At 47.1% G+C, this 25,562-nt stretch carries 24 protein-coding genes; 8 read left to right on the top strand and 16 right to left on the bottom strand.

Annotated features, from left to right (window positions below):
* Window positions 1-4 precede the first annotated feature (4 nt).
* Genes LBQ00_03220 through LBQ00_03200 form a run of 5 tightly spaced genes read left to right on the top strand, consistent with a single transcriptional unit; the run spans window position 5 to window position 5,215 of the window.
* Window positions 5-1,582 carry an NAD(P)H-hydrate dehydratase gene (locus LBQ00_03220; protein ID MDR2017876.1) on the top strand — a complete coding sequence of 526 codons (1,578 nt, stop codon included), beginning with the start codon at window positions 5-7 and terminating at the stop codon, window positions 1,580-1,582.
* On the top strand, window positions 1,545-2,006 hold the full coding sequence (gene tsaE / locus LBQ00_03215; GenBank protein ID MDR2017875.1) for a tRNA (adenosine(37)-N6)-threonylcarbamoyltransferase complex ATPase subunit type 1 TsaE: 462 nt from the start codon (window positions 1,545-1,547) through the stop codon (window positions 2,004-2,006). The genes LBQ00_03220 and tsaE overlap by 38 nt, the downstream gene beginning before the upstream one ends.
* Window positions 1,960-3,195 carry an aspartate kinase gene (locus LBQ00_03210; GenBank protein MDR2017874.1) on the top strand — a complete coding sequence of 412 codons (1,236 nt, stop codon included), beginning with the start codon at window positions 1,960-1,962 and terminating at the stop codon, window positions 3,193-3,195. The genes tsaE and LBQ00_03210 overlap by 47 nt, the downstream gene beginning before the upstream one ends.
* Window positions 3,192-4,763: a citramalate synthase gene (gene cimA / locus LBQ00_03205; protein MDR2017873.1), complete on the top strand. Its 1,572-nt coding sequence runs from the start codon at window positions 3,192-3,194 to the stop codon at window positions 4,761-4,763. Before LBQ00_03210 ends, cimA begins: the two co-directional genes overlap by 4 nt.
* On the top strand, window positions 4,760-5,215 hold the full coding sequence (locus LBQ00_03200) for a hypothetical protein (GenBank protein MDR2017872.1): 456 nt from the start codon (window positions 4,760-4,762) through the stop codon (window positions 5,213-5,215). The genes cimA and LBQ00_03200 overlap by 4 nt, the downstream gene beginning before the upstream one ends.
* A gap of 36 nt (window positions 5,216-5,251) precedes the next feature.
* Here the strand turns inward: LBQ00_03200 and LBQ00_03195 are convergent, their stop codons facing one another.
* From LBQ00_03195 to LBQ00_03120, 16 genes are read right to left on the bottom strand one after another with little or no spacing between them, the layout of a single operon-like run.
* Window positions 5,252-5,977, bottom strand: coding sequence for a L,D-transpeptidase family protein (locus LBQ00_03195; protein MDR2017871.1), 726 nt, complete (start codon window positions 5,975-5,977; stop codon window positions 5,252-5,254).
* 45 nt (window positions 5,978-6,022) lie between these two features.
* A complete protein-coding gene (gene sppA, locus LBQ00_03190) occupies window positions 6,023-6,886 on the bottom strand; it encodes a signal peptide peptidase SppA (GenBank protein MDR2017870.1) in 864 nt (287 codons plus the stop codon).
* Window positions 6,873-7,601 carry a segregation/condensation protein A gene (locus tag LBQ00_03185; protein ID MDR2017869.1) on the bottom strand — a complete coding sequence of 243 codons (729 nt, stop codon included), beginning with the start codon at window positions 7,599-7,601 and terminating at the stop codon, window positions 6,873-6,875. Before LBQ00_03185 ends, sppA begins: the two co-directional genes overlap by 14 nt.
* Complete coding sequence (locus LBQ00_03180; protein MDR2017868.1) at window positions 7,598-10,237, bottom strand: CBS domain-containing protein; 2,640 nt, start codon at window positions 10,235-10,237, stop codon at window positions 7,598-7,600. Before LBQ00_03180 ends, LBQ00_03185 begins: the two co-directional genes overlap by 4 nt.
* Entirely contained in the window at window positions 10,237-11,097 is an 861-nt protein-coding gene (xerD, locus tag LBQ00_03175; GenBank protein MDR2017867.1) for a site-specific tyrosine recombinase XerD, read from the bottom strand. The genes LBQ00_03180 and xerD overlap by 1 nt, the downstream gene beginning before the upstream one ends.
* Window position 11,098: 1 nt before the next feature.
* Window positions 11,099-11,539 (bottom strand): dUTP diphosphatase, encoded by a 441-nt coding sequence (dut, locus tag LBQ00_03170; protein MDR2017866.1) that lies wholly within the window; start codon window positions 11,537-11,539, stop codon window positions 11,099-11,101.
* Window positions 11,527-12,783: an insulinase family protein gene (locus tag LBQ00_03165; protein MDR2017865.1), complete on the bottom strand. Its 1,257-nt coding sequence runs from the start codon at window positions 12,781-12,783 to the stop codon at window positions 11,527-11,529. Before LBQ00_03165 ends, dut begins: the two co-directional genes overlap by 13 nt.
* Window positions 12,784-12,801: 18 nt before the next feature.
* The gene (pnp, locus tag LBQ00_03160) at window positions 12,802-14,883 is read right to left on the bottom strand and encodes a polyribonucleotide nucleotidyltransferase (protein ID MDR2017864.1); all 2,082 of its coding nucleotides are present in this window, start codon (window positions 14,881-14,883) and stop codon (window positions 12,802-12,804) included.
* 27 nt (window positions 14,884-14,910) lie between these two features.
* Window positions 14,911-15,180, bottom strand: coding sequence for a 30S ribosomal protein S15 (gene rpsO / locus LBQ00_03155; GenBank protein ID MDR2017863.1), 270 nt, complete (start codon window positions 15,178-15,180; stop codon window positions 14,911-14,913).
* Window positions 15,181-15,204: 24 nt separating this feature from the next.
* Window positions 15,205-16,089: a tRNA pseudouridine(55) synthase TruB gene (truB, locus tag LBQ00_03150; GenBank protein MDR2017862.1), complete on the bottom strand. Its 885-nt coding sequence runs from the start codon at window positions 16,087-16,089 to the stop codon at window positions 15,205-15,207.
* Window positions 16,089-17,030 (bottom strand): bifunctional oligoribonuclease/PAP phosphatase NrnA, encoded by a 942-nt coding sequence (locus tag LBQ00_03145; protein MDR2017861.1) that lies wholly within the window; start codon window positions 17,028-17,030, stop codon window positions 16,089-16,091. Before LBQ00_03145 ends, truB begins: the two co-directional genes overlap by 1 nt.
* Complete coding sequence (gene rbfA / locus LBQ00_03140) at window positions 17,014-17,364, bottom strand: 30S ribosome-binding factor RbfA (protein ID MDR2017860.1); 351 nt, start codon at window positions 17,362-17,364, stop codon at window positions 17,014-17,016. Before rbfA ends, LBQ00_03145 begins: the two co-directional genes overlap by 17 nt.
* Before the next feature lie 7 nt (window positions 17,365-17,371).
* Window positions 17,372-17,659: a DUF503 domain-containing protein gene (locus LBQ00_03135; GenBank protein MDR2017859.1), complete on the bottom strand. Its 288-nt coding sequence runs from the start codon at window positions 17,657-17,659 to the stop codon at window positions 17,372-17,374.
* A 5-nt stretch (window positions 17,660-17,664) separates the two neighbouring features.
* Window positions 17,665-20,214: a translation initiation factor IF-2 gene (gene infB, locus LBQ00_03130; GenBank protein MDR2017858.1), complete on the bottom strand. Its 2,550-nt coding sequence runs from the start codon at window positions 20,212-20,214 to the stop codon at window positions 17,665-17,667.
* A 41-nt stretch (window positions 20,215-20,255) separates the two neighbouring features.
* The gene (nusA, locus tag LBQ00_03125; GenBank protein ID MDR2017857.1) at window positions 20,256-21,551 is read right to left on the bottom strand and encodes a transcription termination factor NusA; all 1,296 of its coding nucleotides are present in this window, start codon (window positions 21,549-21,551) and stop codon (window positions 20,256-20,258) included.
* A gap of 9 nt (window positions 21,552-21,560) precedes the next feature.
* On the bottom strand, window positions 21,561-22,025 hold the full coding sequence (locus LBQ00_03120; protein MDR2017856.1) for a ribosome maturation factor RimP: 465 nt from the start codon (window positions 22,023-22,025) through the stop codon (window positions 21,561-21,563).
* 327 nt (window positions 22,026-22,352) lie between these two features.
* Here LBQ00_03120 and LBQ00_03115 point away from each other — a divergent pair, with 327 nt between their 5' ends.
* From LBQ00_03115 to LBQ00_03105, 3 genes are all read left to right on the top strand, one after another.
* Complete coding sequence (locus tag LBQ00_03115; GenBank protein MDR2017855.1) at window positions 22,353-23,690, top strand: UDP-glucose/GDP-mannose dehydrogenase family protein; 1,338 nt, start codon at window positions 22,353-22,355, stop codon at window positions 23,688-23,690.
* 66 nt (window positions 23,691-23,756) lie between these two features.
* Window positions 23,757-24,779 carry an SDR family oxidoreductase gene (locus LBQ00_03110; GenBank protein MDR2017854.1) on the top strand — a complete coding sequence of 341 codons (1,023 nt, stop codon included), beginning with the start codon at window positions 23,757-23,759 and terminating at the stop codon, window positions 24,777-24,779.
* A 2-nt stretch (window positions 24,780-24,781) separates the two neighbouring features.
* Window positions 24,782-25,021 carry a hypothetical protein gene (locus LBQ00_03105; protein MDR2017853.1) on the top strand — a complete coding sequence of 80 codons (240 nt, stop codon included), beginning with the start codon at window positions 24,782-24,784 and terminating at the stop codon, window positions 25,019-25,021.
* Window positions 25,022-25,562: the final 541 nt, after the last annotated feature.

Genomic DNA, 25,562 nt, shown 5'->3' with positions numbered 1-25,562 from the left:
AAGTATGAAGGCGCTCTCCCCTGAAAGAATGGCAAAATACGACGAGTACGCGATCAGGGTTTGGGGAATACCGTCGGCCGTGCTCATGGAGAATGCGGGCAGAACTACATACAGACTGGCAAAAGAGCGTTACTTGATCCCCGGCAGTCGGTTGACCGTTTTCTGTGGGCGGGGCAACAACGGTGGCGATGGGTTTGTTATCGCAAGATATGCCTTGAGGGACGGCTTTTCAGCCAGGGCATTTCTTCTATGTAAAACCTCTGACCTGAAAGGAGATACAGCTCTCAATATGGGCCTTTTCGAGTCGCTCGGGGGGGTAATTACGGAAATTGACGACGCATCCTTTCCTCTGGCTAAGGCGTCTCTCAAAGAGACGGACGTAATAGTGGATGCGATCTTTGGCACAGGGCTTTCAAAACCCGTGAGCGGCTTCGAGGGTAGAATTATTGAGTTAATCAACCACTCTGGGAAAACGGTCATCGCCGTTGATATCCCTTCCGGCGTTGACGGACGGACGGGCGTGCCCCTGGGCACAGCCGTGAAGGCAACCCATACCTATACATACGGTTATCCCAAGCTCGGCCAGCTTTTCTACCCTGGCGCCTATCACGCGGGAGGTCTAACGGTTATCGATATTTCTCTTCCTCCTCATGGCGAGACAGTGCTGGGGGTGGACGCGAATATTGTTGACGGCGAATTGATCAGAGGATTCCTTAAAGATAGAATGCCCTGGGCACACAAAGGCACGTTCGGTCATGTGGCAGTGATCGCAGGATCTCCTGGCAAAACAGGAGCGGCGTACATGGCGTCTCTCGCCGCTTTGAAGATCGGGGCTGGCCTTGTAACCCTTCTCATCCCTCAAGCCCTTAACGCTGTCATGGAGGTCAAGTTAACGGAAGTGATGACCTATCCCGTGGCAGACGGGGGGAGCGGGTACTTCGTTCTTTCATCCTATGATGAGATTTTGGAATTCATTTCCGACAAGGACGTAGTCGTTATGGGGCCCGGTCTTTCACAGCATGAGGAAACCCAGGAAATTGTGAGGAGGCTTTTTGCAAAGACAGATAAGCCTTTTGTGATAGATGCCGACGCTATTAACGCGTTTGCCGGACACACGGACCTGATCGCGGAGGCAAAAAGGAGCGCAGTATTCACGCCTCACCCTGGTGAGTTAGGCCGGCTTATGAAACTAAGCCCCATGGAGATCAACGCCGACAGGATGTCCGTTGGAAAGGGTTTTGTCGAAAAGACAGAGATGAATCTTGTTCTCAAGGGGGCGAGGACGATAATCTTTGACAACCAAGGAGAAGCATTTATAATTCCTCCTGGCAACCCTGCCTTGGCAAAAGGTGGGAGTGGTGATATACTTACTGGTTTCATCGGGGGTCTGCTGGCGCAAGGGTATAGTATGACCGAAGCATCGATCCTAGGCGCTTATCTCCACGGCTACGCAGCGGACAATTTTGTAGAAGAGTCTACGGATATGGACCTCTTGGCCGGAGACCTTCTCGTAGAAACGGGAAGGGTTTTGAGGGAAATCAAGCGTGGAACGGATAGAGTTTATATCGAAAAGTCCCTCTGATACGTGGGACATTGGGGAACACATAGGGAGGCATGCCCGGCCAGGTGACTGTTATGCCTTATACGGTGAGCTTGGTGCCGGCAAGACCCAACTGGTTAAGGGTATCGCAAAGGGTGTCGGGGTTGAGGACTGGCTCTATGTTTTGAGCCCCTCCTTTACTCTGATGAATGTATATGAAGGCTCATGCACTCTCTGCCATGTGGACTTATACAGGATCGACGAATCCGAGGTAGAGTCGCTTGACATGGAGGGATATTACGAAAGCGGCATAATAGTCGCTGAGTGGGCCGAAAGAAGCGTCTGGCCGGAAGGTACAATCAGGATCTACATAGAAGCGTTTGAAAAAGAGGATCGAAAAATTACGCTGGAGGTAGAAGATGTTAGTCGTGCAAAAATATGGCGGAACTTCCGTCAGAGATATTGAGCGGATACGCAATGTAGCGAAAAGAGCCATAGATTACAAAAGCAGGGGCAACGATATGGTGATCGTTGTCTCGGCGATGGCAGGAGAGACTGACAGATTGCTCAATTTTGCCAATCAGATTTCCAAATTTCCAGATGAGCGGGAGGTTGACGTCCTTATTTCGACCGGTGAACAGGTAACCTCCGCTCTTCTTACCCTTACTTTAAAGGAAATGGGGAATGATGCCGTGTCCGTCCTTGGGTACCAGGTGAGGATAATCACCGACTCCAAATTTGGAAAGGCACGGATCGACCGGTTGGAGAAAGAGCGGATCCTTGCCGAACTAAAACTGGGTAAAATAGTGGTAGTGCCCGGCTTTCAGGGTGTGGACGAAAATGGTAACATTACAACCCTGGGAAGAGGTGGATCGGATACCACTGGTGTGGCCCTTGCTGCGAGTCTCAACGCAGACGTATGTGAAATTTACACGGATGTGGATGGTGTGTATACTACAGATCCCAATATATGCGATAAGGCGCAGAGACTTGATAAGATATCCTATGATGAGATGCTGGAAATGGCAGGCTTGGGAGCCAAGGTGCTACAGATAAGATCGGTTGAGCTGGCTCAAAAATATAATGTTCCGATCCTTGTGAAATCTTCTTTAGAAGAGGGCAAAGGGACACTCGTATGCGAGGAGGGAAGTATGCCAATGGAAAAAGTGGTAGTTTCCGGTGTTACATACAGCAAGAACGAAGCAAAGATCACGGTAAGTGCCGTTCCGGACAAGCCCGGAATCGCGGCCGACATATTTACCGCTCTTTCCGATGCTAATATTGTTGTGGACGTAATCGTGCAGAACGTGAGCCGCAGCAGTTTAACGGATATTACTTTCACCACATCAAAGGCCGACGCAAAGAAGGCGTATAAGATTATGGAGGAAAAGGTAAAAGAAGTGGGAGCCGAAAAGGTGACCATGGACGATAATATAGCAAAAGTGAGCATCGTTGGCCGTGGCATGATATCCCACGCCGGAATAGCATCGAATATGTTCTCCGTTCTTGCTGCCGAGGGTATAAATATTGAGGCAATTACCACGTCAGAGATCAAGATCTCCTGCGTGCTGGAAAGCAAATACGGGGAGTTGGCTGTGAGGGCGCTCCATACTGCATTTGGGCTCGATGCCGGAGAAGTCAGGGAGGAGCAGTGAGGGTTGAGTTTTACGACACCACGCTTCGCGACGGAGCTCAGTCTGAAGATATCGCATTTTCCCTTACGGACAAATTGAGAATCACAGAGAAGCTGGATGAATTTGGAATTCATTATATCGAAGGGGGCTGGCCGGGATCAAATCCGAAAGACCTCAGCTATTTCAAGGAAGTAAAAAATCTGCAACTTCGACAATCGAAGGTTGTAGCATTCAGCATGACAATGAAGGCCCACACGAGGCCAGAAGACGACGAGGTTATACGGTCGGTGCTAGACGCTGAAACCGAGTATGTGACCATTGTGGGGAAAAGCTGGGATCTCCACGTTAGGGACGCATTGAAAGTCAGCTTGGACACCAACCTGAAGATGGTCGAGGGCACGATCCGTTATCTGAAGAATTGCGGCAAGACCGTATTTTTTGACGCAGAGCATTTCTTTGACGGGTATCGCAGGAACAGGGCATATGCCGTGAAAGTCCTGACCGTGGCGCGTGACTCAGGAGCTGACGTCCTGGTTCTTTGTGATACCAACGGGGGGAGCATGCCCTATGACGTATTCGACGTTGTGACGATCGTGAGCGCATCAATCAAGTGTAAATTAGGAATACATACTCACAACGATACAGAAATGGCAGTTGCTAATAGCCTTATGGCCGTGCGCGCGGGATGCGAGCATGTCCAGGGCACGATCAATGGGTATGGAGAGCGTTGTGGTAATGCTAATCTTTGCTCAATAATACCGAGTGTGACCCTCAAGATGGGATGCGGAGGCATAGAGGAGGAAGGCCTTTTAAGACTTCGGGAACTGAGCCTTTTTGTTGATGAAATGGCAAATTTCATTCCTGACAAGCACAGACCATATGTAGGGGAGAGCGCTTTCGCGCATAAAGGCGGTATCCATGTGAGTGCCATAAGGAGAAATCCGGAGACGTATGAACACATAAAGCCCGCCCTTGTTGGCAATGTTCAAAGAGTGCTTATCTCAGATCTTTCAGGAGAGAGTAGCATCCTTTACAAGGCGAGGGAATTTAATATTGATATAGATAAAGACAAGAAGCTTGCGAAAGAGGTTGCGAGAAAAGTCAAGGAACTCGAAATGTTCGGGTACCAGTTTGAGGGTGCGGAAGGTTCCCTTGAACTTCTCATAAAAAAATCACTTGGTATCCACAAAAAGTATTTCGACCTTGTTGGGTTCAGGATCATCACAGAGAAAAAAGAGAAGAATCACCCTGTCTGCGAAGCGACAATACTGGTCAAGGTCAACGACAGGATTGAGCACACCGCCGCTCTCGGGACCGGTCCGGTAAACGCCCTTGACAATGCCCTGAGGAAGGCCCTCTGCAAGATTTACCCTGTTCTCATGGAGATGGAGTTGGTTGATTACAAGGTGAGGGTTCTGTCCGCCAAGGATGGAACCGAGGCTCCCACACGGGTTCTTATAGAAAGCAGTGATGGAAAGCAATCATGGGGAACTGTCGGGGTATCGGAGAACATCATAGAGGCAAGCTGGCAGGCGCTTGTGGACAGTATAGATTACAAGCTGCTGATTGAAGAGGAGAAAGCTGAGTGAAACGGTTTCTTGACATACGGGATGGGACAAAAGAACTTAATATCCTTCGCTCTCTTGATGGCTACCAGAGTCCTTTTGAGGTCGTGGGAACCTATAGGCTTATTGATGATGGATTGAGGCCGGAGGCAACAGTAATTATCAGGACTGCAGACAAAGAGATGCATGAGGCGTCGACTGGAGTTGGGCCTGTTGATGCGCTTGCCAATGTGCTGAAGAAATCTCTCGCGTCGATTTTTCCCGTCATTCAAGACGTCAAGTTGGTCGATTTTTCGTCGAGAATACATGAATCTAAAACAGGAACGGCGGCCCATGTCGGGGTGTCCATCATATTTACCGACGGTTCAGTGATATGGAGCGTGGCCGCTATCTCACCGAATATCAATATGGCGTCTTTCGTCGCCCTTCTCGACGGATTCGAATACGCAATATTGTCAGGCGAAGATAAAACATAAAAATGGCAAAGGAAGAGTCAACGGGAAGATACCGAGTTATATCCAACTCATTTCGTCAAATTTAATAAGAGCTTCTTTGGTTCCCATTATAATGAGCGGTTTTTTCAAAGGATCAAGCCATCCAAGAATGTGTACCAAGTTTTTTTGAGCCATTGCTACGCAGCCTGAAGTGGGTGCGTCGCGCCTTTTCCACACATGTAGGAATATGGCGCTTCCATGGCCTCTGACTACCGGATCAATGTTATGACCGATTACGACACCGTACCTGTAAAATCCGTCTTTACGTTTCATATTTTCAAAAGAAATAGCCGTTGTTTCTCCTTGCCTAACCCATTTGTTGTAATCTAGAGAAGAGGGATCGTTGACCCAGATGTCGTTCTCTCCGGCTTGTCGGTAAGGCATTTTCGTGTTGATCTCGTGAGCGTAGCCAAAAGCGTACAAGAGGGGGTAAACACCGGATGGGGTTTTCCCGTCGCCTTCCCTTTTTGCGCCTGGTTCGGCAAAGCCGTTTCGGCCGATGGTTGCATCTATAGGAGGAAATGAAGCAATCCATCCATACGGTTTCCTTTTCGCAGCATAAACTGCAACGGAGTTTAATCTCGATTTGTTGCCCGCCACAATGAGTAATTGGGCGGATTGAAGCGGGATACCAGCAAAAGAGCAACTCGTGAGGAACATCGGCGGGTCAGTAGTCCGTAAGGACGCAAGAACTACGTGGGAAGAGGCTAGCAGGGCAAGCACAAAGAAGGGTATAGAAATCAAAACCTCTCACGGTGGGGTGATTGAAGTCATGCAATGCCATCTGCCTTAGAACCCCGCATTTCCCTTGAACAGGAATTTGAAAGGCGACGCTGTGGACTGGGAGATCATTTCTCTTGCAAAAGAGGAAAAGAACCATTTTGCGAAAGAGAAAGGTCTCTTGCCATATATGAGCACCGGCTTTCTTTTGATGTTGAGTGTTGTTTTGAGATCGTCCCTGCAGTCGTATAATGTGCCTATGTTATCCACTAGTTTGGCTTCTTTGGCCTGGGTGCCTGTGTAGATTCGTCCGTCCGAAAGCTTTCTTACGGATTCGACATCCATTTTCCTGCCTACGGCGACATCGGAGATGAATTGCTCGTGAATGCTTGTCATTATTCGGTCCAGATACTCCCTCTCTTTGCTTGTCATTTTTTTAAAAGGGGAACCAACGTTTTTATACTCGCCTGCTTTAAGCGTATTCGGTTGCACCCCTATCTTTTTTAAAAGATCCTCAATAACCATCTGCTCCATTATGACGCCTATGCTTCCCGTAATGGTTGAAGGGCTCGCGTATATTTTTTCCCCGGCCGATGCGATGTAATAGCCCCCGGAGGCGCATATTCCGCCCATGGATACGAATACCTTCTTTTTCTCCCGCAGCTTTATCATTTCTCTGTAAATTTCTTGAGTCGGTCCTACTGATCCACCTGGTGAATTTATCCTAACAATAACCCCTTTTATAGAAGCGTCTTCGCTGAATCTGACCATATCGGCCATGGTGTCCCCTGATTGAGTTATGACACCCTCTATTTCAACAACCCCAAACTTTTCACCCGATCCCTTGCCGACGACGCCTATGGCAAAAGCTCCTACAAAGACCAGTGTGACAATAATTACAAGGAAAAAGATTGTTTTTTTACCCCTCGACATGTAAACCACCTTTCGTAATGTGTTCGTTGTAGTCCCTTTTGCGCAGGATAACTTTTCCGAATGGTCTCCTCTGAAGTAGGGTGGCAAACTTCGTCTTCGTCAGTTCAAGCATTCCCAGAATAGTTGCTATTTTTTCATTCTGGCCCTCGCCACCGTCTATGCTCCATACATAGAGACCCGATGCCTCGAGCATAGCTTTCAATGTGGTCATTTTTTCTTCTAGGGTAGGCCTTATTTCCTTAATCTCGATGTACCGCTCTTCCTTGTTTGTCATAAGCTCAAAGAACATGTGGGAAAGCTCTAGAAGGTCATAATCTGCCTCCCGGTTAATGGTTTTTAATCCTCGTACAAATAAATCTCTATTGAGCATAGGCAAGGCGGCAATAGCATTTGACATTTCCTTGATTTTTTCGTACTCAATTATCCTCTCGACCAGTTCTTCTTCATGGCTATTTTCCTGGTCTCGGTCCTCTACAGGGAGAAGCATCTTTGACTTAATGAAGATAAGAAGAGAGGCCATTTCGATAAAATCTTCAGCAATGCGGAGGTTCATTTCAGCCACCAACTCAACGTATTGAAGAAACCTTTCCGTAATAGAGGCGAGAGGAACTTCCCAAATGCTCACTTTGTTTTTTCTTATGAGAGTGACAAGTACGGCCAGAGGTCCCTCGTAACATTCAACGCTGACTTCAAGTGGGGTTAGAGATGCGCTCAAGAGGCGATCTCCTTTCCCGACAGGTAGATCTTTACGAAGGCTATCTCTTCGTCTTTTGTCTTTAAATTCATGTCAATCTTCGCTTCCCACAGTTTATCCAGAATTTCCCTGTAAACAGGACCTTCTTTGATATCCAGTTGTTTCAGGTCTTCGCCGGTGAGTGAGGGTTTCATAGTTTCATTGTAAGTGATGTAATTCGATATTGATTTTTTCACCTCTTCAGATCTGGTTCGTGCCATCATAAAGAGCCTTGCTTCCCGAGAGAGATCCTCATACATTCTGTAGACCTCGCTTTTTTTCATCGCAGATTCTCCGTACGACAAGCCAGCCAGCGTATCTCTCATTTTCGCTATATTATCCACAGTTTTCTTACGCAACCTGTCCGCCATTTCAGTTTTTCTGCAAAAATCGACGACCTCTTCAGGTTTCATGTGGTCTACGAGTCCCAGCACGTAATAGGGGATCCTCTCGCAGACCCCGCCCTTGTAAAGGAGCTCAAACCATCTGTAAACGTCATGCATCTGATGAAACAACCGCTCTTTATCTTTATTGAAAACGAGATTGGGCGAAATAAATTTCAACAAGTCAAACTCCTGAAGTCTTCTCAGTATCTTATCAGGCTCTTCTTCGAGTAAAATAATGGAAATCTCCGCCCAAAGCCTCTTGTCTCTGATTTTTGCCATGAAATTCATCTTTACGGCATTTCTGATGAGATTCATGGTGTGTTTGCCGATCTGGAAATTGAATCTGTGCTCAAACCGGACCGCCCTGAACACCCTTGTGGGATCTTCGACAAAACTCAGGCTGTGGAGCACTCTGATTGTCTTATCTTTAATATCGCGTTGTCCGCCGAAGAAATCTATCAGCTGACCGAAATTGTTCTTATTGAGAGATATGGCTAAAGTATTAATAGTAAAGTCTCTCCTGCGCAAATCGAGCTTCAGCGAACTGTGCTCGACAACGGGAAGAGCCGCAGGTGCTTTATAGTACTCCAGTCTGGCGGTAGCAATATCGACCTTAAAGTTGTCCGGATATATTACCTTGGCTGTCGCAAACTCCTTGTGGGACCTCACTTTCGCATGGAATGCCTTGGCCATCTCTTCGGCGAATCTCACCCCGTCCCCTTCTATTACGATATCAATGTCATAATTTTCTATGCGGAGCAGGATATCTCTCACGAATCCCCCGACTAGAAAAGCATGATATCCCGTAGAATCGGCGAGATTTCCTATCTCAGCTAGCCTCTGAAGCGTATTCCTGTCCAACCTCTCTTCCATCAATTTTTTTACATTCTTGCGTTTCCGATAGAGGTCGTGGGTTTCTGTCTTACCGAGAATCACTTTGGCGATCTCATCTTCGAGTACCCTCAGAAGGTCCGTCCTCGTAATGGCGCCCACCAACTCCCCTGCCTTCACGACAGGCAGAAATCTCTGGTTATTGCCTATTACTATCTCCTTTACCCTTTCAATGGAGTCATCTTCTTCCACCGTGCATGTCTCGGTACTCATGTACTCTTTGACAGGGATGCTTTGAAGTTCGTGAAACACGGCCTTACCCACTATCTGTCTGGTAATTATACCCGCGACCTTGTCTCTTGAGATTACCGGGAGGGCATTGATGTTATATTTTACCATCAGTACGCGCGCCTCTTCTGTTGTCGCACTGGCGTCGATGGACTTGACGGGGTAGAACATGATGTCTCGGGCTCTTCTAAGGGGTTTAACGTTCTGCCTGATATGCTCAAGAAGCGTTTCCTGTGCCTCGGTAATGGTCTTATCTTTCATTGTGGCGGATGCGGCTTCTTTATGGCCTCCACCCCCCATCAAGGAAAGGATATGCCCCACGTCTACCTCTGGAATCCGGCTTCTGCCTATTAGATAGACGCGGTCCTCCATCCTGAAAATGGCGAAAACTACGTTAATGTTTTCCATATCTCTGAATTTATGGACAATGACTGCGAGGTCGCCTACGTAGTTCTCGGAACTCCCGCGAGCGATTACCACATCAATGCCGTTTATGTTGTACATTAAAGCGTTACTCATGAGGTCGTTCAGGATGAATACCTGCTCGGGCGTTATCTCCTTTACCAGCATGTCTGAAACAAAATTGACATTTGCTCCCTTAGATAAAAGAAAAGAGGCGGCTTCAAAATCTTCTGTGGTGGTGGAGGGAAAGAGAAAACTGCCCGTTTCTTCGTATATACCGAGCATCATGATCGTTGCATCTTCGGCGGAAATGGGAATCCTCTTCTCCTTAAGCATGGAGATCAGTATAGTGACGCATGCTCCGGTATTCCTAATTACCTCTACTTCACCCTCAACATCTTCCGTAGACGCAGGGTGATGGTCATAGATGTGAACTTTTACTTTTCTTGCGGTCGCCACCTTCCCTAAATCGCCAATCCTTGTCTTTTGACGGGTATCCACGAGGATAAGGGTATCAATCGTGTCGTAATCGATTTTCTTTATCTTCTCAATATCGTACACATAAAGGGTTGAATTGATAAAAAACTCCCTAAGCGTCCGCTCCTGTGAGCCTGGAAAAGTCAGGATCGCATCAGGATAGAGTTTTTTTGCCGCAACCATTGATGAGAGCGAATCAAAATCGGCGTTGTGATGGCTCGTAATAACCTTCATTATCCTCTCGGATGATATTTCTTGTGGACTTCCTTCAATCGCTTACCATCCACATGAGTATATATCTGAGTTGTGGAGATGTCTTCATGGCCAAGGAGAATCTGCACCGAGCGCAGGTCAGCCCCACCCTCAAGCAGGTGGGTGGCAAATGTGTGCCTCATTGTGTGGGGTGAGATATGGTCTCGTTTCATCTGTACGGCATATTTTCTGAGCAGTTTCCAAATGGCCTGTCGCGTGAGCATTCCGCCCCTACGGTTGGGGAAGAGAAACGAACCTTTCGGTTTTTCGGTTTCGAGATAGGACTTGATCGCTTCCCTAGAATACGCACCCATGGGTACAATACGCTCTTTCGATCTTTTTCCCGAGGCGATGAGGAACCCTGCGTCAAGATTGATGTCGCTTTTTTTTAGCTTTATGAGTTCTGAGACCCTGAGTCCTGTCGCGTAAAGGAGTTCCAGAATGGTCCTGTCACGGGCGGAGGTCCTCGCCCCGGCGGGAAGATTGAGCAATCTGGTTACTTCCTGCTCACTCAATACTTCAGGTATGGGAGTCTGAAATTTGGGTATTTCAACTTCCTCCAGAGGGTTTTTGCCGACCGAGCCTTCCATGACGAGAAAAGTGAAAAAGCTCCGTAGCGCGGAAATAGCCCGCACTATGCTCCTGGTTTTCTTACCCTGCTGGCGCAGATGCCCTATATAGGCCTCAATATCTTGTCTGCCTGGTTCCGGGGATTGGACAGTCTCGTGATGCTTGACAAAAGCTAGAATATCCCTGCTATATGCTTCGACGGTATGTACCGATGCACCTCTTTCTGTGGTGAGGTGGCTTATGAAACTATCAAGACAATCATATAGGTTCATTTCAGATGCCTGTAGAACCGAAACCGCCCTTGCCCCGATCTGTCTCTGGTAGTGTGTCCACGGCCTTGAACCGGGCTCTAGCCACACTTCTGAATACCATCTGAGCAATCCTGTCCCCATTCTTGATGACAAAAGGCTCTTTGCCGAGATTTATGAGGATGACTTTAATTTCTCCCCTGTAATCGGCATCTATGGTCCCCGGTGTGTTGACGATAGTGACGCCGAACTTATTTGCCATACCGCTTCTCGGCCGTATTTCTGCTTCATAACCCTCCGGTATGCTTACATGGATGCCGGTCGATATGAGGGCTCGGTCCGCAGGGGAAAGGATGAAAGGTTCGTCAAGGCAGGCTCGAAGATCAACGCCTGAAGACAGATGGGTCGCATATTCCGGTATCCGCGCCCCATCAATCATTGAAATGAGGACTTCTAATTCTTCCATGCGTCTTCGACAGTTTTTTTGTTGACGTTTCCCAAGATTGTGAGAGAGAGGTCTTCGGGGTTGCTGAAGACAAAGCGACTAATCTCGTTCACGTCGGATTTGCTAATGCTGTCAATGGCCCGCAGTGTGTCCTTAAGCGGGATATAAGAGCCGAAGTATAGCTCGTTCTTCGCCAGTCTTCCCATTTTCGACTCGGAGTTTTCCAGGGAAATCAAGAGATCTCCCTTAATATGCTTCTTCGAGAAGGTAAGTTCAGCGTCCGTAATTCCTTTGTCGCGAATCCGAAGGATCTCGTTCCTGATGAGAGCGATCACTTCCTCGACGGATTCGTTTGATGTGGATGTGGAGATGCCGAAAGTACCTGCGTCATGATAGCAGTTCACATATGAGTATATGTTATACACAAGGCCCCTCTTTTCCCGTATCTCTTGGAAGAGGTGGGAACTCATGCTTCCGCCGAGAAGCGCGTTAAGGACATACAGAGCATATCGCTTTTGGTCCACCTGGCTCACGCCTCGGGAACCTATGCACAAATATACATGCTCCAGATCCTTTTCATAAAAATGTACACCGGCATGGGGCACCGGACTCACCATGACAGGCAAAGGAGCGCTAGGTTTTCTTCCACCGAAGAGGGTCTCTATTTTTCTTACGAAATTATCGTGGTCAATCCTGCCGGTAGCAGTTATGATTACGTTTTGAGGCTGGTAGTAACGGTTAAAATAAGCTAACAGGCTCTCTTTGGTGAAGCGTTCCACATTCTTCTGGGTCCCAAGAATGGGCATGCCGAGCGCGTGGTTGGAGAAATACGTGGCATTGAAGAGGTCGTATACATATTCCTCTGGATTATCATCAATCATCTTGATTTCCTGAGCGATTACATACTTCTCTTTTTCGATGTCCTCCTTGTTGAAGGTGGACTGGGCGTACATATCGGCGAGGATATCAAGCGCCATATCCGTATCTTTTCTTAATACTCTCGCATATAGGCACGTCGATTCCTTACCGGTGAATGCGTTGAGGGTGCCACCTACGGCATCCATCTCACGGGCAATGTCATGGGCCGTTCGACGAGTCGTTCCTTTGAATAACATATGTTCGATGAAATGGCATATGCCGTTGTTCGACTCGTCTTCAAACCTTCCTCCGACCTTCCACCATATCCCTATCGATATGGTGGAGAAGTAGGGGATAGATTCGGTTACCACCGTAATATCGTTTGAAAGGGTTGTTTTTCTATACATTGACCCTTGGTATTTTAGCTATTCTTTCTTTTCCAGGAGAATAGCCTTTCTTGAGAGTTTTATCCTCCCGCTCGGTTCAATATCTATAACCTTCACGAGCATTTCGTCCCGCTCCTTGACTACGTCTGATGCCTTCTTCACGTAACCCTCGGCTAACTGGCTGATGTGACAAAAACCGTCCGTGCCGTGCATGATCTCAATGATGGCGCCGGAGTCTATTACCTTCTTCACTTTACCGAGGTATATTTCGCCTACCTGCGCTTCTTTTGTGAGGCCCCGGATGATATCAATCGCCTGGTTTGCTGATTCCTCATCCATGGACGCGATTTTCACGATACCGGAATCTTCAATATCGATCTTTACCCCGGTCTGCTCCACGATGCTCTTGATTACTTTGCCGCCCGGACCTATCACGTCTCTTATTTTATCAGGCTTGATGGTGATGGTGTATATTCTGGGGGCGTACGGCGAAAGCGTCTCTCTTGGAGCGTTCAGAGTTTCTGACATTATATCAAGGATCTTTGCGATGCCCTGTTTGGCCTGACCAATTGCCTTCCACATGGTCTCTTTAGTGATGCCCTTGATCTTGATGTCCATTTGGATGGCGGTTATACCTTCTCGTGTGCCGGCAATTTTAAAATCCATATCGCCGAGGTGGTCTTCATCTCCAAGAATATCGGTAAGGACGATCTCTATATCGCCCTCTTTGACGAGACCCATGGCGATTCCCGCTACCGGTTCCTTGATGGGAACTCCTGCATCCATCAAGGTCAGGCATCCAGCGCATACAGTGGCCATAGATGAAGAACCGTTCGACTCCAATATCTCTGATACGATCCGGATAGTGTAAGGGAAATCCTCTTTGGAGGGAAGGATCGGAGTAAGTGCCCTTAACGCAAGATTCCCGTGACCGATCTCGCGCCGCGAAGGCCCGCGGAGCATTGACACTTCTCCGACTGAGAAGGGGGGAAAGTTGTAGTGAAGGAGAAACGATTTAAATGTCTCGCCTTCAAGGAGCGATTCTACTTTCTGTTCATCATCCGCCGTCCCGAAGGTGGTTACGGCGAGAGACTGGGTCTCGCCCCTTGTAAAAAGGGCGGAGCCGTGCGTTCTTGGCAGAATACCCACCTGGCAGTTTATGGGCCTTATAGCGTCGTAGGCCCGTCCATCAATCCTTTTTCCAATTGACAACAGTTGCTCTCTCAGGACATCTCTGGTTATATCGTCATATGTCTCGTATAGGATGGATTCGTCCATATCCGGATAGTTTTGCACAACGCTGTCAAATAATTCTTTCTGCCGTTCACCTCTCTCGATCTTGGCCTTTATGCCGAAGGTCTCTATTAGAGGTTTCTCGATCTTGCTGCGGAGTTCTTCTTTTAAGCCTTCAGGAGCCTCTTTTATCTGGACGGCCCATTTTATTCTTGGCTCCACCTTATCTCTTAATTGCTCCTGCATTTCTATAAGAGGTATCAGTTGCTGGTGGCCGAAGTGGATGGCATCAAGCAGATCGCGGTCGCTTGCGAAGTTCGCCGTGCCTTCGACCATCATGATTGCATCTTTGGTTCCTGTGACCACGATGTCTATATCACTTTCAGCCATATCGGCCGCACTCGGGTTTATGATAAACACACCGTTCTTTCTTCCTATCTTGACGCCTGCGAGGGGGCCATCCCATGGTATCTCCGAGATGGTCAGTGCGGCGGAAGCGCCTATGATGCCGAGTACGGCAGGGTCACTTTCCTGATCCACAGAGAGCACCGTAGCGATAACCTGGGTCTCATTCCTGAACCCTTTGGGAAATAGCGGACGAATTGGTCTGTCGATAAGGCGGGATGTGAGTACCTCTCCCGCAGAGGGTCTTCCTTCCCTCTTGAAAAAGCCTCCTGGAAATTTTCCCGCCGCATAGGCCATTTCCTGATAATTTACCGTGAGAGGCAGGAAGTCTCTTTCAGACGGCTTTTTTTGCGCGACCGCAGTAACGAGTACGACTGTGTCGGCATACTGTATTACGACGCTACCTCCTGCCTGTTTTGCCAATTCGCCTGTGCTTATCGTTAATGGTCTTCCAGCATAGTTAATAGTTACACTTTGTTTCATAGTATTCCTTTCTGTCCTTTTTAGGCTCTATTTTCTTAACCCTAGCCTCTCTATGACCTTTTTGTACCTGTCTAGGTTTTTCTCTTTGAGATAATTGAGCAGCCTTCTTCTGCTGCCTACCATAACGAGGAGTCCTCTCCTCGAATTATGGTCTTTCGAGAATTTTTTGAAATGTTCGGTGAGAGACTTGATACGTTCCGTAAGAAGCGCAATCTGGACCTCCGGAGAACCGGTATCCTTCTCGTGAGTTTTATAGCTTTCTATAATGGTCTGTTTTTGTACGGGGGTAAGCGACATACAATCCTCCTTATTTAATTATTCTTAACTGTTTATCAATCTCTTGATCTTGATCGTCTTTGATAATATATTTGCCGTCCCGATTCCTATGAGAATCCCTTTGTGATCAAAGAGCCTTGTCAGCTCACCGTTTATCCATTCTTTCGGGTTGCCTGTCAACGGAACCGGCATACCTTGACGTAAAAATTTTTCTAATGAAGACTCCACTGTAGTCATCTTTAAATATTTTAACACATTTTCCAATGATATTAAACTGTTTAGCAGGTCTTGTCTGGCGTTTATATTATCGAGATTAACGCACATGCTTTCGGTAAACTCACCGTGTTTCGTTCTTTTAAGGGAATAGAGGGTTGCGCCGCAGCCGAGGGCGGCGCCGAAATCCTGAGCCAGGGTCCTGATATATGTACCCTTGGAGCAGGACACTTCAATCGTGAGATGTGGGTGGATGTAACGGAGAAGCCGTATCCGATATATCTCCACCTCTTTGTATGAAGGCTCTACTGGAATCCCTTCGCGAGCCCATTTATATAAAGGTTTTTTGTTTACCTTCTTTGAAGAGTAGGCCGGAATCTGCTGTGTGATCTTTCCCTCAAACTTTTTCAGCAATTCCTCCAATTCGGGTTTCTCGTAAGGTTCAGTTTCTATTGCGGAGAGAACATTACCTTCAATGTCCAAGGTATCGGTTGTGGTTCCCAAGAGGACGGTGGCTATATACGTTTTCTGACCGTCTTCAAGGAAGGGGATCAATTTCACCGCTTCGTTCAAAACCACAGGCAATATGCCTGTGGCGTTTCTGTCGAGAGTGCCGATGTAGCCTATTTTCTTGAACGAACATATTCTCTTCAATCTCCTGATGACGTCGTACGACGAAATGCCTGATTGCTTATCTATGATTAAAAAGCCGTTCACTAAAGCTCTAAAGCCTCCTTTATTCGTTTTTTTGCGGTCTCCAGGTCTCCCTCAATAATACAGCCGGCTGCGTTCTTATGTCCTCCCCCTCCAAAGAGACTGCAAATCCGGGCCACATCCACGACCCCTTTGGACCTCATGCTGATCTTGTAGCCTTTTGCCACTTGTCGGAACAGGACGGCCACTTCTAAGCCCCGTATCTCCTTTATGTGCTCTACAAACCCATCTGATAGTTCTCGGCCCGCATGGGACTCTTTAAACATATCTTCCGTGAGATAGGCCATGGCGACTTTGCCGTGATTAAATGTCTCGAGTCCAGAGAGGACCAATCCAAGAAGTTTAAACCGTTCTTTGGGATGACTGTTATATGCCATCCCCGACACATAGGCTGGTTTGACCCCCGCCATGAGCATTTTCTCCGAGATGATAAAGGCATTGGAATTTGTATTCTCAAAACGAAAAGAACCGGTGTCCGTCAAAATGGCGGTATAGATGTTTGTAGCCATCTCGGGAGTAATGAACAGGTTCAGAAATTCATAAAGAAAGTAAAGGATCTCGGCGGTGCAACAGGCAGTTTCGTCGACTACATTTACCGCCCCGAATGGTTCATTTGTTTTGTGGTGGTCGATATTTATGAGGGGTCCAATCTCTTTCAGCCGCTCATGCCCGTCTCCTACGCGGAATAGGCTTCCACAATCCAGCACGAAAACCGCGTCGAATCTTTCATCCGGGAACTGACGGGTGAGGTGGGAAGGCTGTGGGAGGAACTTGTACTTATACGGCACTTCATCCTTCAGATAGACGACCGACTGCTTGCCCATGGAATTGAGCGCCCAGTACAGAGAAAATGTTGAACCTATCGCGTCCCCATCCGGATCAATATGGGCGGTTATGAGAAATCGTTTTCCTTCGTTGATAATCTCTTTAATCTTCTTTAGCATGAATTTCTTTGTTCAATATCGCTTCAATCTTCGCTGCTGCATCATACGTGGTGTCGAGAACGAAGACAATTTCTGGTGTATATCGCAACTTTATTCGTTTTCCCAACAGGAACCTGATATAATTTTTCGACCTCTTCAATGCCTCAATCGTCGCCTGTTTCGTCTCTTCATTGCCGTAAACTGAGCAGTATACCTTGGCTATCTTCAGGTCTTCGCTCATCTTTACCTCCAGTATGGTGACGAAACCGATACCCGGGTCTTTGACATCCAGTTGGATTATGGAGGATATCTCTTCTCTTATAAGGTCCTGGACCCTGAGTTTTCTGTATCTCATTTTTTGCTCACATAACCATGATCTCTGTCTTGGTGTCTATGATCTTGCCGATATAAAGAGACTCCACATACCTGTGGACATTTTCGATCGCCGCATCCACATGATCTTTCTTCACGTCTACTAAAGCGAAACCAATATGCGCCCTCTGCCAGAGGTTTGTCTGCTCCACCTCCATGACGGATATGTTGAACCTCGTTCTTATCTTCCCCACTATCTTTCTTGTAACTTGCCGTTTGTCTTTCAGAGACTGGTTCTCGGAAAAGAATATCTCTATAGTTGAAACACCGACAATCATACTTCTTAACCGTCGAGGGTCTGCTTCTCTTTTTCTTGTATGGAGAAGACCAAGATGTCCCCTTCTTTGATATCGTTGAAGCTTTCTATTGATACTCCACACTCGTATCCTGTCTGAACCTCTTTCACATCATCTTTGAATCGTTTCAGAGAGGCAAGTTTACCGGAGAATACCTCATTGCTGGTTCTCATTACCTTTACCACAGCATTTCTGGTCGCTTTCCCTTCGGTCATGTAACATCCGGCGATCGTGCCTATCTTAGATACGGAGAACACTTTCCGTACTTCGGCCTTTCCGATCTCGGTCTCGACGATCTTCGGGGCAAGCATTCCTTCCATGGCTTTTTTGATCTCGTCAATCAGTTCATATATGATGGAATATGTTCTGATATCTATTTTTTCATGTTCCGCGAGCGCCTGTGCCTTGCCGATCGGCTTTGTATTGAAGCCGATTATAATGGCACCTGACGCCATAGCCAGGTTCACATCCGTTTCCGTGATGGCGCCGACACCGCTGTGAATTATCTGAATTTCTACCTGTTCGTTGGAAAGTTTTTTCAGGGCTTCAATTATGGCGTCGATAGTCCCTCTCACATCGCCTTTTACAATTACATTGAGAGTGACTCTCCCTGTTTCATGCATCTTCGAATAAAGATCCTCAAGGGTGGTTCGGGAACTCTTCATTATCTCTTTTTCCCTAAGTTTCTCCTGGCGATACTTTGATAGCTCCCTTGCATACCTTTCTTCTGTGGTAACGATGAACCGGTCTCCCCCGTGAGGGACATCCTGAAATCCTACTACAAGCACCGGCGTGGACGGCGGCGCCTTCTGGATCCTTTTCCCTTTATCATCTATCATAGCCCGAACTCTTCCGAACATGCTCCCAGCTATGAAGGGATCTCCTATTTTCAGGGTTCCTTCCTGAATGATGACGGTGCCCACAGGACCCTGTCCTTTGTCAAGTTCCGATTCTACGATAATGGCCTTGGCCAACTGATCTGGGTCCGCTTTCAGCTCAAGCATTTCAGCTTGGAGAGTAATCAATTCGAGAAGCTCTTTTATACCCATATTTTTTTTGGCGGAAATCTTCGCGAACAGAGTTGTTCCGCCCCATTCCTCGGGAACCAATCCGTACTCGCTCAGTTCCGTCAAGACTTTGTCAGGGTTTGCGTTTTGCTTGTCTATCTTATTGATGGCCACAATAATAGGTACATTAGCGGCTTTGGCATGGTTTATGGCTTCTACCGTTTGAGGCATTACGCCATCGTCAGATGCAACAACAAGAACGACGATGTCGGTGACTTTCGCCCCTCTCGCCCGCATCGCGGTAAACGCCTCGTGGCCTGGCGTATCTACAAAAACAATCTCCTTTCCGTCCACATTCACCACATATGCTCCGATATGTTGGGTGATCCCTCCCGCCTCCTTCTCCGCAACATTTGAATGGCGGATTGTGTCGAGGAGAAGTGTCTTGCCGTGGTCGACATGGCCCATAATCGTCACTACGGGCGACCTTGGCTTCAGATTCCGGCTGCTACTTTCTTTTTGCTCTTCCTCAAGAGCAAGAAATTCTTCTTCAATTGAAACTATCTTTTCCACGTCGAAGCCCAATTCACTCGCTACTAAGTATGCCGTATCATAATCTATGCTCTGATTTATAGGAACAATTATTCCGAGAGGCAGAAGTTTTGTAACGATATCCTGCGCCTTGATGCCCATCCTTTTTGCAAGCTCGCTTACCTGTATCTCGTCGCCTACCTTGATCGATTTTTTGGCAGGTCTCGCCTCTCTTCGGTCTTCTTCCCTCCTCTCATCCAGTGTTCGTCCTTTTCGGTTGGGAGTGGACCTTCCTTTCCCTCTCTTGAATGTATAGAGATCTTCTTCTTTTATGACGACCTTTCTTTTGAGAAGGCCTTTTTTCTTTACCTTGGTCTCCTCAAATTCCTGTTCTTCTATCTTTTTCAGAAGCTTTTCAGTCTTTTTCTTCTTCCGTTCTTCTTCTGTTTCATCGGTAAGAGTGACTTCTTTCTCAAGATCCTGTTTGTAAGCCTCTTCAAGTACCTTGGTAATCTCTTTTTCCTTTTCTTGTCCGATCCGCTCTACTTCCCCCTTGGACAGTTCTTCTACTGGCGGCTCTTTATTTTCGGGAGGCTCCATCTCCAATGATTTTTCGACAGTTTCCGGGACCTCCGCTTTGGCTTCCCGTGGAACCGGAGCTTCCGCCACCACTGGTTCTGTTGGTGTTGGTTCTTTATACTTTATAGCAATTTTTTCTGGACGCGGGGCTTTTGGAGGTTCTTCGGGGACCGTCTGTTGTCTAATGGTCTCTGTTTTCTCTTTTTCAGGAGGAGGTTGAACCCTTCTGCGTATAATCGTGGAAGCCACGCGTTTCTCTACGAGGGTTTCTCCTGCGGGCGCTATCCTTTCTTTTTCTTCTTCGTGAGGCGTTTCCTCCCTTGACTTATCCTTTATCTTTACACCGATACCCTTCAATTTCGACAGAATTTCATCGTCGCTTATCTTATCGGTGAAGGTGGTGATTTTTATTTTTGTCATGCTCTAATCCTTCCTGACTTCTGTGCTTGCTTTTATTGTTCTTACGATTGCAGATTCCCGGCCGCAGCCTCTTCCTGTCGTTCCTCTGTTTTTTCCGATGTTTCTTTTTCCTTGATCTGTTTGGCTTGTTCGATGATTCTTCTGCAATCTTCTATGGAAATGCTGGTGATCTTGTTCAATTCTTCAGATGTAAGTTTTGCAAGGTCCTGGGCGTCTCTCAGATATTCATCATGGAGGATCCTGGCGAGGATTTCACTAATCTTGAGCTTATCCATGAGGTCGTCGATTACTTTCCGCGACGTAATCTCTACTTCAGACTCACTGTTTATGTCTATCTTCCAGCCGGTCAGTCTCGACGCAAGTCGTACATTTTGACCTTTCTTGCCTATGGCAAGAGAAAGCTGGTCATCATTCACTATGATTTCCATAGAATGTTCCTCTTCGTTGATATAGACCTTGGAAACTCTAGCCGGCGCCAGGGTATTGCAGACGAATTTGGCTGGATCTTTACTCCAGGGTATGATATCAATTTTCTCTCCTCTCAGTTCCTGGACAACTGCTTGGACCCTTGACCCCTTCACACCCACGCAGGCGCCAATGGGATCTATGTCTGGATCCTCGCTGTAGACTGATATTTTTGCCCGTTCTCCCGGTTCCCGTGCAGCCCCGATGATTTTTATTATACCTTCCTGAATCTCGGGAACTTCCAGTTCAAAGAGTTTGATGAGAAAGCCTGGATGAGTCCGTGACAGAAGTATTGTACAGCCCTTAGGGGTTTTTTCGACGTCTAGGATAACCGCCTTGATCCGGTCTCTTTGACGGAAACCTTCGCCTGGTATCACTTCCTTTGCGAGAAGGATCGCTTCGGTCTTCCCGAGGTTAACCACGTAGTGGTTCTTTTCTGCCCGCTGAATGACGCCTGCTGCTATCTCACCTTTCTTACCTTTGTATTCATTATATATAACATCGCTTTCCGCGTTTCTCACCTTTTGGACAATTACCTGCTTTGCTGTCTGGGCTGCAATTCTCCCCAGAGACGAAGTATCCATCTTAACGCCTATGCTGTCGTCGATCTCGCATTCAGGGTCGTGCGTTCTTGCCTCCTCAATGGAAACCTCCACATCTGGTTCATTTACTTCTTCCACCACTTTTTTAAACTGGAACACCTCTATCTCGCCCAGTTCTTCGTTGTATTTTGCCTCTAAGTCGAGATGGCTGCCATATTTTTTCTTGGATGCGGAGAGTATCGCCTCTTCTAGGGCAGCAATCAACGTTTCCTTTGGTATGCCTTTTTCCTTGCCTACCTGTTCAATAACGTAATTCAAATCAAAATACATGAATACCTCTTATAATTCAAATTCTAAGTTTGCCTTTTTTATAGCACATATCGGGATTGTAAATACATCTATTTTTCCTTTAATCTCAACTTTATCGTCTGTAATATCGACAATCTTTCCCCTGAACTCGGTTTTGTTGTCAATGCGCTCTTTTGTTGTTATTTTGCAGAGCTTACCTCTATATCTCAAAAAGTCCGTACGTTTCTTCAACGACCGGGTGAGACCAGGGGAGGAGACTTCCAATGTATACGGGTGGTCAATGAAATCCTCCACATCCAGAATTCTGCCCAGTTCACGGTTCACCGTTTCACAATCCGCTATTGTAACGCCTCCTTCTTTATCAATGAATATGCGAAGCATCCATCTCTTCCCGAAAGGCATGAACTCAAGATCCACCAGCTCAATCGACTCCTCGCCAAGGATGGGATTAAGTACGCTCTCAATTTTTTTTACGATCTCATTCTCGGATATCATTTAGCCTCTAAACTAAAATAGCGGGTCGAGCCCACTAACATTTGTATTTTTAACATAATATGGACTTTTTTTCAATATGTTAATCTCTACGGGTCGAATTCCCCGTCCCTTGAGGCACTTGTCTAATAGTCAGTCGTAAACCCCGGGACACCTCGTCGCTTGCGACGGGGAGGTTCATTAACAGAGAACGTTGGTTTTTTTGCGGTTTTCAGGTTTGAACTGGCTTTTTTGGGGGGGGGCGAGTCATGATGCTGTTTCACATATAATCTTTAATTGACTTTCCTACTATTTTGAAGGTAAAAATGAAATAAAAAATACGGAGGCTTTATGCGTATATCAGTTGTTGGCGTTGGTTACGTCGGTCTCGTAACCGGGACATGCTTTGCGGAGACAGGTAATGACGTGATCTGCATGGACATTGATCAGGCAAAGATAGAAAACCTGAAGAAAGGGATTATACCTATCTACGAGCCTCACTTGGAGGAATTGGTAAAAAACAATATGGAGCAGGGAAGACTCCGGTTTACGACAGATATCAAAGAGACGGTTGATCACGGGCTCGTTATTTTTATCAGCGTCAACACGCCTCAGGACGAAGATGGGTCTGCGGACCTCCAGTATGTGATGAGCGTGGCCGAGGATGTGGGCAGAGTAATCGATAAATATAGAATTGTTGTTGTCAAATCTACGGTACCTGTTGGAACCTGTGAAAAGGTCAAAGGAGCGATCAAGAAAGAGTTGGAAAAGAGAGGGGCCGATGTCTCGTTCGACGTGGCATCAAACCCCGAGTTTTTGAAAGAAGGCGTGGCGGTAGATGATTGTATGAAGCCGGAAAGGGTCGTTGTGGGAGTGGAGCATGGCAGGGTAGGGGAGACATTGAAGGAACTTTATTCGCCCTTTACCCGCACGGGTGCGCCCTTTCTTGCCATGGATATAAGATCAAGCGAGATGACGAAGTATGCGGCCAATTCCATGCTTGCCACCAGGATCTCTTTCATGAACGAGATTGCAAATTTGTGTGAGAAAGTAGGGGCTGACGTGATGATGGTGATGAGAGGGATGGGAAGCGATTCGAGAATAGGACCCAAGTTCCTTTTCCCTGGCGTTGGATTTGGCGGCTCCTGCTTCCCGAAGGATGTAAGGGCATTGATACGGACCAGTCAGGAATATGGGTGTGATGCTTCCATACTGGACCGAGTAATGAAGGTGAACGCTTCTCAGCGGGTTGCGTTTGCCGAGAAGGTGCTGTCGTACTTCGGAGGGGATATAAAGGGGAAGAAGTTTGGCATATGGGGGCTTGCCTTTAAGCCGAATACGGATGATATGAGGGAGGCTCCCGCGACATATATCGTCAACGAGCTCACAATGAGAGGCGCATTTTGCCATTTGCACGATCCCAAGGCGATGGAAGTAGCCGAGAAAGTATTTGAAAGCAATAAAAATATCAAATTCGAAAATAACCAGTATGATGCTCTTAAGGATGTGGATGCCCTGATCCTTATTACGGAATGGCTCTCATTCAGGGAACCTGATTTTGACAGGATGAAAGGACTCATGAAGAAGCCCGTAATTTTTGACGGAAGAAACCAGTATAACCCTGCAATAATGGCAGAGATGGGTTTTTATTATGAATGTATAGGAAGACCGACAGACAAGAGGAATTGAGATATGCTCCTGCGACGACGGATGCCGGGATGGTTGCATGGAAAATAACCCACTTGAGTGAAACGAATGGACGAGAGAACTTACAGATATAGAACATACAATATCCCTAAGCGGATTCTTGTGACTGGCGGTGCGGGATTTATCGGTTCCCACCTCTCTGAAAGACTTTTGAGGGACGGACACGAGGTTCTCTGTCTCGACAATTATTTCACAGGGAAGAAAAAAAATATATCTCATCTTCTTTCCAATCCACGGTTCGAATTGATAAGACGAGACATCACAGAACCCTTTCTTGTGGAAGTGGACTGGATATTTAATCTCGCCTGCCCGGCGAGTCCGATCCATTACCAGTATAACCCGGTGAAGACGACGAAAGTGAACGTTCTGGGGGCCCTCAACGTACTTGGCCTTGCAAAGAGAGTGAACGCAAGAGTACTGCAGGCTTCCACCAGCGAAGTGTACGGTGATCCGGAAGTCCATCCTCAGAGGGAAGAGTATTGGGGTCATGTAAACCCAGTAGGAAGACGAAGCTGCTATGATGAAGGCAAGAGGGTAGCGGAAACGCTTTTCTTCGACTATATGAGACAAAACAAAGTCGATATAAAGGTTATTCGCATATTCAACACCTACGGCCCTAGGATGCGATCCGATGACGGTCGTGTGGTCAGTAATTTCATTGAGCAGGCCCTCCGGAACAAACCTATCACAATCTACGGCGAAGGCAGTCAGACAAGGTCCTTCTGCTACATTGACGACATGATTGATGGCATGATCAGGATGATGGATTATGAGACCGATGGAGGACCGGCCAGGGACAACGATTATATGAAGGAACGACTGTCAGGGTTTCACGGTCCTGTCAACCTTGGAAACCCTGAAGAGGTTTCCATCCTGACTGTTGCGGAAAAAGTAATCAAAATGACCGGATCGGGATCGAGAATAGTCTTTAAAGACCTTCCGGAGGATGACCCCAAGAAGAGATGTCCCGATATTGAAAAGGCGAAGCAACGATTTGAATGGTGGCCTCGCGTTGCCCTTGACGACGGCCTGAAAAGGACTATAGAATATTTTAAGTCGCAGCTGGAATAGAGATGACCAAAGAAGAAGAACTTGTAAGCGTCGGTTGGGAGAAAAAATTTGTCTCTATGGAACCTCGCCTGACTGAGATGGCCGAACTGTACGAGTCTCTCGGGTTTGAAGTTCTTCTTGAGCCTCTGCCTTCGAAGGAGGAAATAGCCGACGCGGCCTGCTGTGGGGGGCAGAGTTGCACGGCCTGTTTTGACATAGACAGGGAGCGATATCGTACAATATTCATCAGGCTCCGTACATAGCTCTTTGCGAGCAATCCCCTTGCGTTTTCCCATCTCAACCCTCCGTGATCATCTCTCCGTGCCCGGGCAGTGTGCGAGTACTTTTGTTTCTTGTTAGAACGGTCCCTGCCTGAAAGCAGTGTCAATTCCCACCGCCTTTGTCATATGCATCACTCCTCCCCACCCTAACAATCCCCTGACTCCTGTGGATAAGATGAGAACACTCGGTATCAGCGCCAGATTATATTACCAGTGATGTAGCAAATTATATTCCACACAAGGATCTCCGTTCCTGACAGGTATCATCCTAAGCTCACGCGAGATTATAGCGTGTAGCGTGGGGAGGGAAGAGCCAAAAAGAGCATAGAGATTTAGCAGAATGGGGATAGATAAGGAGTGGTATTCATCACGCTATAATTATAGCGTGAATACAAATATACCCACCCCACTTCCCAAAGGTCTAATCATCTTGTAAAGTAAAAGAATGGGATATGATATAAAATATAGAAAGAGAGTAGTAGAATATCGGAAGGAAGGACATACATATAGAAGAGGCTGCAAA

The organism is Syntrophobacterales bacterium, assembly GCA_031274925.1.
Lineage (GTDB): Bacteria > Desulfobacterota > Syntrophorhabdia > Syntrophorhabdales > Syntrophorhabdaceae > PNOM01.
This window is presented reverse-complemented; position numbering and strand designations above follow the sequence as displayed.

What these genes read in the sequence shown, in the direction of transcription:
- dut (MDR2017866.1), bottom strand. Translation starts at nt 11,539, where the DNA reads ATGGAAGAATTAGAAGTCCTCATTTCAATGATTGATGGGGCGCGGATA.
- LBQ00_03145 (MDR2017861.1), bottom strand. Translation starts at nt 17,030, where the DNA reads ATGCTAAAGAAGATTAAAGAGATTATCAACGAAGGAAAACGATTTCTC.
- nusA (MDR2017857.1), bottom strand. Translation starts at nt 21,551, where the DNA reads ATGTATTTTGATTTGAATTACGTTATTGAACAGGTAGGCAAGGAAAAA.
- LBQ00_03110 (MDR2017854.1), top strand. Translation starts at nt 23,757, where the DNA reads ATGGACGAGAGAACTTACAGATATAGAACATACAATATCCCTAAGCGG.
- rbfA (MDR2017860.1), bottom strand. Translation starts at nt 17,364, where the DNA reads ATGAGATACAGAAAACTCAGGGTCCAGGACCTTATAAGAGAAGAGATA.
- LBQ00_03135 (MDR2017859.1), bottom strand. Translation starts at nt 17,659, where the DNA reads ATGATTGTCGGTGTTTCAACTATAGAGATATTCTTTTCCGAGAACCAG.
- pnp (MDR2017864.1), bottom strand. Translation starts at nt 14,883, where the DNA reads ATGAAACAAAGTGTAACTATTAACTATGCTGGAAGACCATTAACGATA.
- sppA (MDR2017870.1), bottom strand. Translation starts at nt 6,886, where the DNA reads ATGTCGAGGGGTAAAAAAACAATCTTTTTCCTTGTAATTATTGTCACA.
- LBQ00_03105 (MDR2017853.1), top strand. Translation starts at nt 24,782, where the DNA reads ATGACCAAAGAAGAAGAACTTGTAAGCGTCGGTTGGGAGAAAAAATTT.
- rpsO (MDR2017863.1), bottom strand. Translation starts at nt 15,180, where the DNA reads ATGTCGCTTACCCCCGTACAAAAACAGACCATTATAGAAAGCTATAAA.
- xerD (MDR2017867.1), bottom strand. Translation starts at nt 11,097, where the DNA reads ATGAACCTATATGATTGTCTTGATAGTTTCATAAGCCACCTCACCACA.
- LBQ00_03180 (MDR2017868.1), bottom strand. Translation starts at nt 10,237, where the DNA reads ATGAAGGTTATTACGAGCCATCACAACGCCGATTTTGATTCGCTCTCA.
- infB (MDR2017858.1), bottom strand. Translation starts at nt 20,214, where the DNA reads ATGACAAAAATAAAAATCACCACCTTCACCGATAAGATAAGCGACGAT.
- LBQ00_03165 (MDR2017865.1), bottom strand. Translation starts at nt 12,783, where the DNA reads ATGTATAGAAAAACAACCCTTTCAAACGATATTACGGTGGTAACCGAA.
- LBQ00_03210 (MDR2017874.1), top strand. Translation starts at nt 1,960, where the DNA reads ATGTTAGTCGTGCAAAAATATGGCGGAACTTCCGTCAGAGATATTGAG.
- LBQ00_03120 (MDR2017856.1), bottom strand. Translation starts at nt 22,025, where the DNA reads ATGATATCCGAGAATGAGATCGTAAAAAAAATTGAGAGCGTACTTAAT.
- LBQ00_03220 (MDR2017876.1), top strand. Translation starts at nt 5, where the DNA reads ATGAAGGCGCTCTCCCCTGAAAGAATGGCAAAATACGACGAGTACGCG.
- LBQ00_03115 (MDR2017855.1), top strand. Translation starts at nt 22,353, where the DNA reads ATGCGTATATCAGTTGTTGGCGTTGGTTACGTCGGTCTCGTAACCGGG.